The sequence below is a fragment of the Streptomyces sp. NBC_00335 genome, from assembly GCF_036127095.1.
Lineage (GTDB): Bacteria > Actinomycetota > Actinomycetes > Streptomycetales > Streptomycetaceae > Streptomyces.
On record NZ_CP108006.1, the window covers coordinates 5621703 to 5635378 of the forward strand.

Genomic DNA, 13676 nt, shown 5'->3' on the forward strand with positions numbered 1-13676 from the left:
TCACTAGCCTTTCACTCCGGTCAGGGTGACGCCTTCGACGAACGCCTTCTGGGCGAAGAAGAAGAGGACGATCACCGGGGCCATGACCAGCACGGTCGCCGCCATGGTCAGGTTCCAGTTGGTGTGGTGCGCGCCCTTGAAGGACTCCAGTCCGTAACTGAGGGTCCAGGCGGCCGGGTTGTCGGAGGCGTAGATCTGCGGGCCGAAGTAGTCGTTCCAGGCGCAGAAGAACTGGAACAGCGCCACGGCCGCGATCCCGGGCTTCGCCATCGGCAGCACCACGCGCAGCAGGGTGCGCAGCTCGCCGCAGCCGTCGACCTTCGCCGCGTCCAGGTACTCGTCCGGGATCGTCAGCAGGAACTGGCGCAGCAGGAAGATGGAGAAGGCGTCGCCGAAGGCCATCGGGATGATCAGCGGCCACAGGGTGCCGGACAGGTCCAGCTGCTTGGCCCAGAAGAGGTACATCGGGATGACGACCACCTGGGGCGGCAGCATCATCATGGCGATCACCAGCAGCAGCGACAGCCGCCGGCCGCGGAAGCGGAACTTGGCGAGCGCGTAGGCGACGGGCACCGAGGAGACCACGGTCAGCAGGGTGCCGAGGCCCGCGTACATCAGGGTGTTGCGCCACCAGGTCAGGAAGCCGGGGGTGTCCCACACCTTCGCGTAGTTGCCCCATTCCCAGGTGCGCGGCCACAGGTCGCGGGTCAGCGCCTGCTGGTCGCTCATCACCGAGGTCAGGAAGAGGAACACGAAGGGCAGGACGAAGAACAGGGCCGCCGCGACGCCGAGGGAGTGTACGGCCACCCAGTGCAGGGCGGCCCGCCGCCGCGCGGTGCGCACGGCATGCGCGGAATCCGGCGTACCGGAGGCGGTGGGGCGCGGGGGGCGCTCCGTGCCGCGGGTGATGGTCTGGCTCATGATCCTCAGTCACCTGCCTCGATCAGCCCGCCGCGCCGCCGCATCAGCAGCGCGGTGAAGGCCATGGAGAGGGCGAACAGCACCAGGGCGACCACGCAGGCGGTGCCGTAGTCGAAGCGCTGGAAGCCGACGTTGTAGATGACCTGGGGCAGGGTCAGCGTGGACTTGTCGGGGTACCCGGGCTCGAACTGGTCGCCCGAGCCGCCGATCACGCCGGACGCGACCTTTCCCGCCACCAGGGGCTGTGTGTAGAACTGCATCGCCTGGATGACCCCGGTGACCACCGCGAACAGGATGATCGGGGAGATGTTCGGCAGGGTGATGTGGCGGAAGCGCGCGAACGCCCCGGCCCCGTCCAGCTCGGCGGCCTCGTACTGCTCGCGCGGTACGTCGAGCAGCGCGGCCATGAAGATGACCATCAGGTCGCCGACCCCCCACACCGCGAGCGCGGTCAGCGCGGGCTTGGACCAGGCGGGGTCCGTGAACCAGCCGGGCGTGGGCAGTCCGACCGCGTCCAGCAGGGTGTTGACCGGGCCGCTGCCCGGGTTGAGCAGGAAGACGAAGGCCAGGGTCGCCGCCACCGGAGGGGCCAGGTAGGGCAGGTAGAACAGGGTGCGGAAGACGCCCGTACCCAGCTTGATCTTGGTGATGAGCAGGCCGATGCCCAGCCCGAAGGCGACCCGGCAGGCGACCATCACCACGACGAGCCACAGGGTGTTGCGCATGGCCGGCCAGAACATGGGGAGGTCGGAGAAGACGTAGGTCCAGTTGTCCAGCCCGTTGAAGACGGGCGGGCGGAAGCCGTCGTACTTGGTGAAGGAGAAGTAGACGGTGGAGACGAGCGGGTAGGCGAAGAAGACGCCGAACCCGATCAGCCAGGGCGACATGAAGGCCGCCGAGCGCATCGCCGACCTGCGGCGCCTGGCGCGCAGTTCGGGGGAGAAGGTGCCGTCCATCGGGCTACTTGGCCTTCGCGATGTCCGTGTCGATCTGCTGGTCGGTCTTGGCGAGACCGGCCGCGATGTCCGCTACCTCGCCCTTCTCGACCGCGTACGCGAAGTCCGTGAAGGTCAGCTGGTAGGTGCCGCCGTCCGCCTGCGCCGGGGTGGTGGTCGACTTCGGGTGCTTGGCGATGTCGATGAACGTCTTGAACTCAGGGCTCACCTGGAGCTTGGGGGAGTTCAGGGCGGCCAGCGTGGAGGGCACGTTGTGGATGGCGTTGGCGAACTCCACGACCGCCTCGGTGTCGGTCGTCATGTACTTCGTCAGCTCCCAGGCGGCGTTCTGCTTCTTGCTGCCCGAGGCGATGCCCATGATCGTGCCGGCGAGGTAGCCCTTGCCGTACTCGGCGATCCGGTCGTCCGGGACGGGCATCGGCGCGGTCCCGATCTCGAACTTCACCCCGGCCTCCTTCGCCATGGGGGCCCGCCACTCGCCGTCGATCTGCATGGCCACCAGGCCCAGGTGGAAGGGGTGCTCGGCACTCCACTCGTCACCGAAGGTGGTGCGGAACTTCTCCAGCTTCTCGTACCCGCCGAGCTTGCCCACCAGGTCCTTCTGCGCCGTCAGCATCTGCGCGAAGCCGGGGTCCTTGGCCAGGTTGGACTTGCCGTTCGCGTCGAAGTACGCCGGGCTCCACAGCGCGGCCAGGCGCTGGGGGGCGGTCTCGTAGCCGTGGAAGGTGGGCATGATGCCGAGCTGCTGGTACGAATCCCCCTTGGGGATCGTCAGCTTCTGCGCGGCGGCCTCGAACTGGCTCCAGGTCTTGGGGGGTTCGGTGATCCCGGCGGCTTCGAAGGCGGTCTTGTTGTAGACGAGGCCGTACGCGTCGTTCAGCAGCGGCAGCGTGCACTGGTTGCCGTTGAACTGGGTGTACTCCAGGAGGGTCTTGGGGAAGACCTTCTCCTTGTCGACCCCGGACTTCTTCAGGAAGGGGTTCAGGTCCGCGAAGGCGCCGGTGTTGCAGAACTTTCCGACGCTGTCGGTGGTGAAGGAGGAGACCACGTCGGGGGCCTTCTCCCCGCCGGCGCGCAGCGCCTGGTTGATCTTGTCGTCCGTCATGTTGCCCGTGATGTTCACCTTGATGTTCGGGTGGGCCTTGGTGAACCGGGCGATGTTGTCCTCGATGGCCTTGATCTCGCTGGGGGCGGACCAGCCGTGCCAGAAGTTGAGGGTGACGTCCTTCTTCGGGTCGTCGGCGGCCGAGTTGGAGGCGGAGCCCGTACACGCGGTGGCGAGTACGGATATCGCGGCCACTGCGGTGGCGGCGACGGTCAGGCGGCGGATTCCGGGCATGGCGGAGTCACTCTCTGCGCGGGGGGACTTCCTGGAGGGGTGAGGGAGGAGCCGTGGTGCGGTGTGGGCTCACGCGGGGGAGGTGCGGGGCAAGGGCAGGTGGTGCGGGCCTGCGGTACGGGGCTGCGTGCGCCCGGGGCTCGTGCGGGGGGTGCGGTGCGGACTCGTGCGGGAGGTGCAGGTGGTGCTGGTACTGGTGCAGGGCTGGTGGTGCGGTTCGGTGGCGGGAGCTGCCGGTGGTGCGGTTCAGCGGCGGGAGGTGTCGAAGACCTCGTCGCGGGTCGCGGCGAGGGCGCTCTCCAGTGCCCCGCGCAGTACGGGACGCTCCCGTACCTCGCCGGTCACCAGCACGGGCCGGGACGGGGCGAGGTCGGCGAGCTCGGCTTCGAGGAGCTCGCGCAGCGGCTCACCGCCCGCGATGGTCAGCGCCCCGGAGAGGATCACGATCTCCGGGTCCAGTACGGCGACCAGCGAGGCGAGACCGGTGGCGAGGGCGGTGGCGTACTCCCGCAGGAGTTCCAGGTGGGGCCCCTCGGGCGCGGCGGCGGCCTGGGCCAGCAGCGCGGCCGCGGCTTCGACCATGGCCCCGGACTCGGCCCCGTGCACGGCGCCGTGCACCGAGCCGGCCCCGGCCGCGGCGGCCGGCGGTGCGTCGACGCCGTGCCGGGCCGCCATCGCGGGCAGTACCTGTGCGCCGGCCAGCTCCTGGTAGCCGCCGGAGTTGACCCGGGTGACCTGGCGGACCAGCGGGTGCCCGGCGACCGGCAGGAAGCCGATCTCCCCGGCTCCGCCGGTCCAGCCGCGGTGCAGCCGGCCGCCGAGCACGAGGGCGGCGCCGAGGCCCTCCTCGTTCCACAGCAGGACGAAGTCCTCGTGGCCGCGGGCGGCGCCGAGCCACTGTTCGGCGACGGCGGCGAGGTTCACGTCGTTCTCGTACTCGACCGGCATCGGCAGGGCCGCGGCGAGTTCGTCGAGGAGCGTGGGGGACTGCCAGCCCTCCAGATGGTCGGCGTAGCGCAGCACCCCGGTGCGGGGGTCGAAGGAGCCGGGGGTCGCGATGACCACCCGGTGGATGTCGGCGAGGTGCAGCCCGGCGTCCTTGACGGCCTCGCCGAGGGCGCGGGTGACCTGCTCGACCGGCCCGGTGCCCTCGGCGTACGGGAGCTCGTGGCTGCCGATTACCTCGCCGGTGAGGTCGGCCACGGAGGCGAGGATCCGGCCCGGGGTGACGTCGAGCCCCGCGACGTGGGCGGCCCGCTCGTTGACGGCGTAGAGCTGCGCGTTGGGGCCGGGGCGGCCGGTGGCGGTGCCGGTGGCGACGACGAGCCCGGCGGCCTCCAGCCGGGCCAGCAGCTGGGAGGCGGTGGGCTTCGAGAGGCCGGTGAGATGCCCGATCCGGGTCCGGGACAGGGGACCGTGCGTCAGCAGGAGCTCGAGCGCGGCCCGGTCGTTCAGGGCGCGCAACAGGCTGGGCGTACCGGGGGTGGCGGGCATGGGGTGACTTCTCTCTCACCGAGGTGAACTGTTAGGTAAGTTTCCTATTGGTGGGTCGCTCGTGTCAATGGTCAGTGCGTACACCACTGCCCCCGCAGGTCGGACCTACGGGGGCAGCGGTCGTACGGGTACGAGTGCGGCGGGCGCTACTTCGTGATGCGGGGGCCGGAGGCCGAGCCGCCCGCGGCCGGCTGCGGGATCTCCGCGGTGGCCAGGGACTGCGGGGAGGTCGGGTTCGCCAGCGCCGACGGCGCGGCGACGGCGGCCGAGGGGTCGGCAGGGGCCGCGTCCTCCTCGGGCGCCGGCAGGCCCCCGACGATCCCGATGCCGGCGGCGTCGAAGGCGTCCTTGATCCGCCAGCGCAGCTCGCGCTCCACGGCGAACTGCTGGCCCGGCATCGTCTTCGCCGACACCGAGACCGACATCGAGGCCAGCAGCACCTCGTCCAGGCCCAGCACCTCCACCGGACCCCACAGCCGCTCGTCCCACGGGGACTCCTTGGCCATGGTGTCGGCGATGTCCTTGATCACCTCGCGGATGCGGGAGAGGCTCTCGGTGGGCTTGACCTGCACCGCGACGCTCGCCGTGGCCCAGCCCTGGCTGAGGTTGCCGATCCGCTTGATCTCGCCGTTGCGGACGTACCAGATCTCTCCGTTGTCGCCGCGCAGCTTGGTGACGCGCAGGCCCACCTCGACGACCTCGCCCGAGGCCACCCCGGCATCGATCTTGTCGCCGACGCCGTACTGGTCCTCAAGGATCATGAACACGCCGGAGAGGAAGTCCGTGACCAGGTTGCGGGCGCCGAAACCGATGGCCACACCGGCCACACCGGCGCTCGCCAGCAGCGGCCCCAGGTTGATGTCGAGCGCGCCGAGCACCATCAGGGCCGCCGTGCCGAGGATCAGGAACGAGGCCACCGAGCGCAGTACGGAACCGATGGCCTCGGACCGCTGCCGGCGCCGCTCCGCATTGACCAGCAGCCCGCTCAGAGCCGTGCCCTCGACGGCGTCGGCGCCGCGGTTCATCCGGGTGATCAGCTTGGTCAGCGACTTGCGGACCACCGAGCGCAGGGCGAAGGCGATGACCAGGATCAGGAGGATCCGCAGGCCCAGGTACAGCCATCCGGCCCAGTTCTCTTCTATGAAACTGGCGGCGTTCGTGACGCTCTCGTGGGTTTCTCTGATCGTTTCGGCGGCGTCCGGGTTGTCGGCTGCGAGCGGGAGCAGTGCGGCGGCAGGCCAGGGCACGGCGGGAACCTCCAGATATGGCGTCCTGCCCGCGGAAGGGGTGGGGCGGGCAGACCATCCACCCTAACGGGGCACTTGCCCGGACTTGTTGCCGTGTTCGAGGGAGAGACCAGACTCACGCGGGGATGAAGCGTGTGTGGTCGAAAACACCTCGGACCCGTTACGGGCGCGTGGTGGCGCTTCGACCAGCCGTAAGGGGAGACTGGAAAGCAGATCGTCCCGGCGCGAGCCACGCGCCGCCGGCGTACAAGGAGGCAGTCCGTGCCGCACGTCCTGGTCCTCAACGCGTCGTACGAGCCCCTCGGCGTCGTACCGCTCCGTCGCGCGCTCGTCCTCGTCCTGGAGAACAAAGCCGTCTCCCTGGAGGAATCCGGCGCCTTTCTGCACAGCGCGACAAGGGCCGTCCCCGCTCCCAGCGTGGTTCGGCTCAAGCGCTTCGTGCGGGTCCCCTACCGGGGGCCCGTTCCACTCACCCGCCGCGCGCTGTTCGCCCGGGACGGCGGTCGCTGCATGTACTGCGGGGCCGTCGCCACCAGTGTCGACCACGTCGTCCCGCGCAGCCGGGGCGGGCAGCACGCCTGGGACAACGTCGTCGCCGCGTGCCGCCGCTGCAACCACGTCAAGGCCGACCGGCACCTCGTCGACCTGGGCTGGCGGCTGCGGCACCAGCCGGCTCCGCCGTCCGGGCTGGCCTGGCGGATCATCGGGACGGGGCACCGGGATCCGTGCTGGATGCCGTACCTCCAGCCGTACGGGGCGGACGATGCGCTGGATCGCATCGGGGTCCCGCTGGCCGCCGCGGCGGTCGCGTCATAGCCCCCTGAGCCGGGCCCCCTGGGGCTCCGCCCCGGACCCCGCGCCTCAAACGCCGGCGGGGCCGGATGTGCCGCTGCGCGGCAAACTCCAGCCCGCCCGGCGTTTGAGGGCACGGGCGCGCAGCGCACGTACGGGTCCGGGCGGAGCCCGGGGAACGGTGGAAGGGCGGGTAGGGGACAGCCCCGCAGGGTTCCCCGGTCCCCTACGGGGCCACCGCGAAGGCTTCGGCGCCCAGCAGGCTGCAGCCGTAGCGGGTGGCTCGGGTCTCGCAGGTGACGCGGACGAAGCGGGCTTCCGGAGCCGCCGGGTCCAGGTGGACGGAGTCCACCCCGCCGCGCGAGGCGACCGCCGCAGACGGATGCCAGGCGACACCGTCCGCCGAGGTCTCCACCCGGAACCGGGACGGGTACGCCTCCTGCCAGCGCAGCCGCAGCAGTCCGATCCGCGCCGGAGCCGCCAGCTCCGCCTGCCACCAGGCCCCGTCGACCGCGGGCGAGGACCACCGGGTGGCCGGGGAATCGTCCAGCGCCCCCGCCGCGGGGAACGCCGGGGTCTCGTCCGCCGAGGAGGAGGCCACGGCGGAGCGCAGCAGGTTCGGGCCGGCCGTGCGCGGATGGGCGCGGACCTTCAGCGTGTGCGTCTGGGAGCCGAAGGTGACCGGAACCTCGTAGGTGCCCGGCGCCGTGCCCGCGGCCACCGCGACCTGAACCGGGACGGTCGCCGTCGTACCGCGCGCGGCCGCCGCGCTCTCCGGCAGCGTTACGGAGATCCCCGCCGGCGGCTTCGCCGACAGGGGCCCGCGGACCTCGCCGGGACGCAGCGCGGACAGCTCCGCCGGGATCCGCTGCGGGGCCCCGCCGATCTCCGCGTCCACGCTGTCGGCCAGCTCGAAGCGGGCCTCCGGGCCGTCCTCCGTCCACGGGACCACGCCGTGCACGGCCGGAGCCGGGCCCGACCAGACCAGCCGGACCGCGTCGGCCCGTAGGCCGCCCACGTCCACCTGGGTCCAGCCCGACGCCGCCGCCTCCGCGACCTTGCGCCAGCCCTCTCCCGGTACGCGGGCCTCGATCACGGCGCCCCGGCTGCCGGGCGGCAGCGGGTCGGTCATCACGGTCACCACCGACACCGGCCGGGCCCCGGACAGCTCGACCGTCCACGCGTCGGCCTGCCGGGTCACCGTGCCCGGCTCGCGGGCCGCGCCGGTCCACGCGTCGGCCTCGGCCGCGGCCCGCGCCAGGAAGGGGTCCAGTACCGCCTTGTCGACCCGGGCGGCTTCCGCCCCGGACAGTGCCGCGCGGGCGCCTGTGAGGGCCTGTGAGGCCCGCCAGGCGGCCGCTCCGTCCCCGCGGGCCTGTGCCTGGAGGACGTCGAGCGCCAGCTCTCCGGCGGCCCCGTAGCGCGCGAGCCGCGACAGCCAGGGCCCCGCCTCCTGCGCGAGCGCGGGCAGCCGGTCCGGGGCCTCGCGCAGGACGCGGAAGGCGGCGCGCAGCCGATCGCCCGCCGCCGGGTCGCCGGAGCTCCGGGCCCGCCAGAACTCCTCCATGAGCGGGACCAGGTAGGCGGACTCGGGCTGGGCGAGGCCGGAGGAGGCGTTGTTCCCGGCCAGTGCGGCCAGCGCCTCCCGCGCCTTGGGGTCGGGTCCGGCGAGCGAGGCCACGGCCGCCGCCCAGGAGTCGGCGGCCCGGTAGCCGCGCGGGTTCCACGTGAAGTCGGCCGCGGTGAACAGCGGGATGCGCGACAGCGTGCCCTGGGGCATGGCGTTGGCCAGCACGGCCGCCGAACCGCCCGCGACCACCGGGTCCCGTCCCGCGTACGGGCCGAGGAAGATCCGGCCCGGATCCCAGTCGTTGACCGGGTAGTTGTCCATGGTGACCAGCGGGTGCTGCCCGAGGGCCGAGCGCGCCCCGTTCATCTCCTGCCCGGTGATGGTGCGCGGCACCACGCCGACGCCCGTCCAGGCCACTTCCACCCGGCCGTCCAGGGCCTCGGCCAGTGCGGTCCGGTAGGGCGTCGCGCCCTCCTGGTAGTACTCCGTGGGCAGCAGCGACAGCGCGGGCGCCCCCGGGTAGCGCCGGGCCAGGTGCGCGGCCAGCTCGCCCGCGACCTCCGCGTGCGCCTTCGCGGCCGCCGCCGGGCCCTTGCCGTACCGCTCCCGGTCGGTCCGGCAGCCCCACTCGGTGTAACTGACGTCCTGGAACTGCACCTGGAACGCCCGGAATCCCAGGTCCCACATGGCGTCCAGCTTGCGGGCGAGCGCCGCCCGGTCCGCCGAGGACGCCAGGCACATCGACTGCCCGGGCGCCACCGCCCAGCCGAGCACCACCTTGTTGGCGCGCGCCCGCTCGGCCAGCTCCCGCAGCTCCGCCGCCTGCGCCGCCGGGTAGTCGCGGCGCCACTCCGTGGTCCGGTACGGGTCGTCACCGGGCGCGAGCAGCAGCCGGTTCAGCTTGGTGCGGCCCATGAACTCCACCTGCGCGAGCCGCTGGGCGGCCGTCCACGGAGTCCCGTAGAACCCCTCCGTGATCCCGCGCACCGGGGCCGTCGGCCAGTCCCGTACGAGGACGCCGGGCACCTTCCCGCCGCCCTGGGCGAGCAGTTGACGCAGCGTCTGCGCCGCGTGGAACAGCCCGTCCTCGCCCACGCCCGCCAGCGCGACCGTGTCCCGCCCCTCGACGCGGCCCACCGCCAGCCGGTAGCCGCCGGCCGGCAGGTCGCCGGCCGCGTCCGCGCCCAGGGCCCGCAGCGCCTGCTCCGTGCTCTCGTCGTTCTCGTCGTGCGGCCCCTGGAGCCGTATGACGGGTCCCGCGCCGGGCAGCGGTTCCCCGCCGGCCCGCTCGTGCAGGGTCCGTACGCCCGCCCCGTGCAGGGCGTCGCGCACCAGCTGGGCGGCGTACGGGTCCACGTCCGCGGGCAGCACCAGGACGGCCTCGGCGCCCAGCGGCACCGCGCGCGCCGGGTCGACGGCCGCCGACTGCGGCCGGGGATACACCGCGGGCCCCTCGGCGGCGGCGCGCGCCGGATCGGAGCCGGGGTCGAGCACGGGGGCGGCGGGGAGGGGGCCCGGGTCGCGCAGCGCCGCGGGAGCCGCGGCGGTGCCCGGCGCGGGCGCGCCCGGTGCCTCCGGAGTGTCCGGCGCAGTGGGTGCGGCGAAGGCGGTGGGGGGACCCACCACCGCCGAGCCGCTCAGCAGGGCGCCGATGACGGCGACCGCCGCGGCGGTCGCCGTGGCCCGCTTGCTGCCCCTGATCTGCACGGAGCCACCCCGTCCCGAGTCGTCCCCCGCTCGTACGAACGAGCCAGAGCCCACCATCCGTACGGGTGGGGTGTCAACGTCCGCGGGTGATCTGACCTGGATCGGCCAGGAATGCGATGCCGCCGACTGGGTAGGGCTGTCATGTCCTCCGGGCCGCGCGCCGGAGGGTGTTCCCGACGATTCCGCACGCCAGGGCGAAGGTTTTCGGCGTGCGCCGGTCGCCGCGGAGCTCCGCAACACCTCCCGCGCACGGCCCGAACACAGGCACGTCTGTACGGATTCACGGATCGCACAGGAGAATTTCCTCTGTCGGTGGTGCGCGGACGGTGCGCGGACCGACACAGTGGGAGCCGTCCACGGGTCCTGACCGATCCTCACGTACGAAGGAGTGCCTGCCGGTGAACGCCAAGGCCGTGAAAACCGAGAACGTCATCACCTCCACCAGTTCCACCGTCTCCATATCCGCCGGATCCGCCCCGAAACGGCGTCCGCCGCTCGCCCACCTGCCGGCGCAGTCCGGACCGGACGAGCGGCCCCTCACCAGCGAGCCGTCGCTCGCCGACGCCGCGCACGCGCCGTTGACCAGTGAGCCCCCGCTCGCCTACGAGGCCCCGCTGACCAGCGAGCCGACCACCCATGCCGCGGCGGCCGCCGCGGGTGACTAGACGACAAGGAACCTGATGGACGACCTCGCCCGGCTCGCGGCCCTGTACGGAGTCGCCACCACCTACCAGCCCGCCGAGGACGTCACCCTCCGGGTCCCGGAGGCCACCGTCGCCGCCGTGCTGCGGCAGCTGGGGGTGAACACGGACACCCCGGAGTCCGTACGGGCGCACCTGGCCGCGGCCGAACACGACGCGGCCCACCGGCTGTTGCCGCGCGTGCTGGTGTGGTGGGCCGGGTCCCGGCCGCCCGTGGAGCTGGGCGCGCTCCCGCCGGGGACCCGGACGCGGCTGGAGGCGGAGGCCGAGGGGGACGGGCCGCCCGAGGCGGCGGGCCGCGCGGTCCCGCAGGAGCCGCCGGCGGCCTGGAGCGCGGCCGACGCGGGGGAGCCGCCGCTCGGCGTGCACCGGGTCCACGCCGAGGCCCCCGACGGCCGCACCGCCACCGCCACCCTGATCGTGGCCCCCGACCGGGCCCCGGCGGCGCCCGAGCGCACCCACGGGCTGCTCGTCCAGCTCTACTCCGTGCTCTCCGAACGCTCCTGGGGCATGGGCGACCTGGGCGACCTGGCGGAGCTGGCGCGCTGGGCGGGGCGCGTCCACGGAGCCGGCTTCGTCCAGGTCAACCCGCTGCACGCGGCCGTGCCCGGCACCCCGACCGACCCCTCCCCGTACCGGCCGTCCTCGCGCCGCTTCCCCGACCCGGTGCACCTGCGGATCGAGGACGTCCCCGAGTACGCCGACTGCCCGGACCGGGCCGCCCTCGCGGAACTCGCCGACCGGGGCGCCCGGTTGCGGCGCGAGGTGCTGGAGAAGGGGGCGCTGATCGACCGGGACGCCGTCTGGTCCCTCAAGCGGGCCGCCCTGGAGCTGCTGTACGCCGTCCCGCGCAGCCCCGAACGGGAGGCGGCCTACGAAAACTTCCGCGCCGAGCAGGGCGCGGAGCTGGACCTGCACGCCGCCTGGTGCGCCGGGCACGCGGGGGAGGATCCGAAGGCGCGGGCCGACTTCCACCGCTGGCTGGTCTGGCTGACGGACACCCAGCTCGCCGCCGCCCAGCGGGCCGCCAAGGACGCCGGGATGGCGATCGGCATCGTGCACGACCTGGCCGTCGGGGTGCATCCGCAGGGCTCGGACACCTTCGGGCTGCCCTTCTACGCCAAGGGCTGCTCCGTCGGCGCCCCGCCGGACGCCTTCAACGCGCGCGGCCAGGACTGGGGGCTGCCCCCGTGGCGGCCCGACCGGCTGGCCTCGGCCGGGTACGCGCCGCTGCGGGCCCTGCTGCGGGGGGTGTTCCGGTACGCCGGCGCCCTGCGCATCGACCACGTCATGGGACTGTTCCGGCTCTGGTGGATCCCGGAGGGGACCCCGCCCGCCGAAGGCGCGTACGTCTCGTACGACGGGGAGGCGATGCTCGCCCTGCTGGTCCTGGAGGCGCACCGGGCGGGAGCCCTGGTCATCGGAGAGGACCTCGGCACCGTGCAGCCGGGGGTCCGTCAGGCGCTGGCCCGGCGCGGGGTGCTGGGCACCTCGGTGCTCTGGTTCGAACGGGACTGGGGCGGGGACGGGGAGCCGCTGGAGCCGGAGCGCTGGCGGGCCGACTGCCTGGCCACCGTGACCACCCACGATCTGCCGCCCACGGCCGCCAAACTGGCCGGCTCCCACGTGGAACTGCGCGACCGGCTGGGCCTGCTGACCCGTCCGGCGGAGCGGGAGCGCGCCGAGGACGAGGCCGACACCGCGCGCTGGCTGGACGTACTGGAGGACCTCGGGCTCGACACCAAGGGCGAGGAGGCCGCCGTACGGTCCCTGTACGGGTTCCTGTTGCGCACCCCGGCCCGGCTGGTGGGGGTCTGGCTGCCCGACGCGGTGGGGGACCGGCGGCCGCAGAACCTGCCCGGCACCTGGGACCAGTACCCCAACTGGCGGCTCCCGGTCGCCGACGCGGAGGGCCGGCCGCTGACCCTGGAGGCACTGGCCGCCTCGCCGCGGGCGAACGCCCTGCTGGGGGCGGTGCGGGGGGCGGCGGGAACCCGTACGGCACCCCCGGGCGCGCGCGGCGTTTAGGTGTTCGCTACGTTTGCACCGTGGACAAGAAGAACGCTCTGCGCGCCGGCGCCGTCACGGCCGGAACGACGCTGATGATGCTGCTGATGACGTCTCCCGCCCTCGCGGTCACCCGTGACGACGGCGACGACCCGGGTCCGGGCCTGAGCGTCGCCGAGACGCTCGGCCTCTACGTGGCCGCGCCGATCGTGCTGTTCCTGCTCATCGCCGGTCTGGTGATGGTCGGCGACAAGTCGCGCAAGACGCAGAACGAGAGCTGACTCCAGCGAGCCCGACCCCTCCGGGGGTTCCTCGCTCGATCCGATTCTTCCGGGGCGCCGGGGGTCCATGAGGACCCCCGGCGTCTCGTCGTACCCGGGCCCGGTCGTGGCCCGGACCGCCGGCCCGGCTAAGGGACTCCTGCCATCACCTTGCGCAGCAGGCCGGTGAGCGCCTCGGTCTCCGCCGCGTCGAGCCCGGTGAGCGCTTCGTGCTGCACCTCCAGTCCCGCCTCGACCGCCTCGTCGATGAGCGCGAGGCCCCGGTCGGTGATCGTCACCCGCAGCCCCCGCCGGTCGTCCGGATCGGGGCTCCGGCGGAGCAGCCCGGCCTTCTCCAGCTTGTCCAGCCGTCCCGTCATCCCGCCCGTGGTCAGCATCAGCGTGGCCGAGAGCTGGCGGGGCGAGAGGGTGTACGGGCTTCCGCTCCGGCGCAGCGTGGCCACGACGTCGAACTCCCCGCGCGAGATTCCGTAGCGCGCGTAGGCCTTCTCCATTGCGTCGCCCATGGCTTTGGAGATCCGGTAGATCCGGCCGAAGACGGCCATCGGCGCGGTGTCCAGATCGGGGCGCACCGCGAACCACTGGTCGGCGATCGCGTCGACGGGGTCTTTGTCGGTCATAGGCGCAGTATCCGGCTTCCACTTATTCGTTGGCAAGGAAA

Annotated in this window: 11 protein-coding genes; 4 read left to right on the forward strand and 7 right to left on the reverse strand. The window is 73.1% G+C overall.

Features of this window, described 5'->3' with window-relative positions; translation table 11 throughout:
* Positions 1-3 precede the first annotated feature (3 nt).
* The 5 genes from OHA37_RS25315 to OHA37_RS25335 form a co-directional block, all read right to left on the reverse strand.
* Positions 4-909: a carbohydrate ABC transporter permease gene (locus OHA37_RS25315; RefSeq protein WP_443046325.1), complete on the reverse strand. Its 906-nt coding sequence runs from the start codon at positions 907-909 to the stop codon at positions 4-6.
* A 17-nt stretch (positions 910-926) separates the two neighbouring features.
* Positions 927-1877: a carbohydrate ABC transporter permease gene (locus OHA37_RS25320; protein WP_266908799.1), complete on the reverse strand. Its 951-nt coding sequence runs from the start codon at positions 1875-1877 to the stop codon at positions 927-929.
* A gap of 4 nt (positions 1878-1881) precedes the next feature.
* Positions 1882-3216 (reverse strand): ABC transporter substrate-binding protein, encoded by a 1335-nt coding sequence (locus OHA37_RS25325; protein ID WP_266908801.1) that lies wholly within the window; start codon positions 3214-3216, stop codon positions 1882-1884.
* Positions 3217-3462: 246 nt separating this feature from the next.
* On the reverse strand, positions 3463-4710 hold the full coding sequence (locus tag OHA37_RS25330) for an ROK family transcriptional regulator (protein ID WP_266908803.1): 1248 nt from the start codon (positions 4708-4710) through the stop codon (positions 3463-3465).
* Between the two features lie 146 nt (positions 4711-4856).
* On the reverse strand, positions 4857-5957 hold the full coding sequence (locus tag OHA37_RS25335; RefSeq protein WP_443046215.1) for a mechanosensitive ion channel family protein: 1101 nt from the start codon (positions 5955-5957) through the stop codon (positions 4857-4859).
* A 261-nt stretch (positions 5958-6218) separates the two neighbouring features.
* On the opposite strand from OHA37_RS25335, the gene OHA37_RS25340 reads away from it, so the two are divergent.
* Positions 6219-6773: an HNH endonuclease gene (locus OHA37_RS25340; protein ID WP_266908805.1), complete on the forward strand. Its 555-nt coding sequence runs from the start codon at positions 6219-6221 to the stop codon at positions 6771-6773.
* 202 nt (positions 6774-6975) lie between these two features.
* On the opposite strand, the gene OHA37_RS25345 is transcribed toward OHA37_RS25340, so the two are convergent.
* Positions 6976-10020: a beta-N-acetylglucosaminidase domain-containing protein gene (locus OHA37_RS25345; protein WP_266913090.1), complete on the reverse strand. Its 3045-nt coding sequence runs from the start codon at positions 10018-10020 to the stop codon at positions 6976-6978.
* Between the two features lie 464 nt (positions 10021-10484).
* On the opposite strand from OHA37_RS25345, the gene OHA37_RS25350 reads away from it, so the two are divergent.
* Genes OHA37_RS25350 through OHA37_RS25360 form a run of 3 tightly spaced genes read left to right on the forward strand, consistent with a single transcriptional unit; the run spans position 10485 to position 13015 of the window.
* A complete protein-coding gene (locus OHA37_RS25350; RefSeq protein WP_443046326.1) occupies positions 10485-10691 on the forward strand; it encodes a hypothetical protein in 207 nt (68 codons plus the stop codon).
* A gap of 15 nt (positions 10692-10706) precedes the next feature.
* Positions 10707-12755 carry a 4-alpha-glucanotransferase gene (locus tag OHA37_RS25355; protein ID WP_266908809.1) on the forward strand — a complete coding sequence of 683 codons (2049 nt, stop codon included), beginning with the start codon at positions 10707-10709 and terminating at the stop codon, positions 12753-12755.
* A 20-nt stretch (positions 12756-12775) separates the two neighbouring features.
* Positions 12776-13015 carry a hypothetical protein gene (locus tag OHA37_RS25360; RefSeq protein WP_266908811.1) on the forward strand — a complete coding sequence of 80 codons (240 nt, stop codon included), beginning with the start codon at positions 12776-12778 and terminating at the stop codon, positions 13013-13015.
* Positions 13016-13143: 128 nt separating this feature from the next.
* Here the strand turns inward: OHA37_RS25360 and OHA37_RS25365 are convergent, their stop codons facing one another.
* The gene (locus tag OHA37_RS25365; RefSeq protein ID WP_266908813.1) at positions 13144-13635 is read right to left on the reverse strand and encodes a MarR family winged helix-turn-helix transcriptional regulator; all 492 of its coding nucleotides are present in this window, start codon (positions 13633-13635) and stop codon (positions 13144-13146) included.
* Positions 13636-13676: the final 41 nt, after the last annotated feature.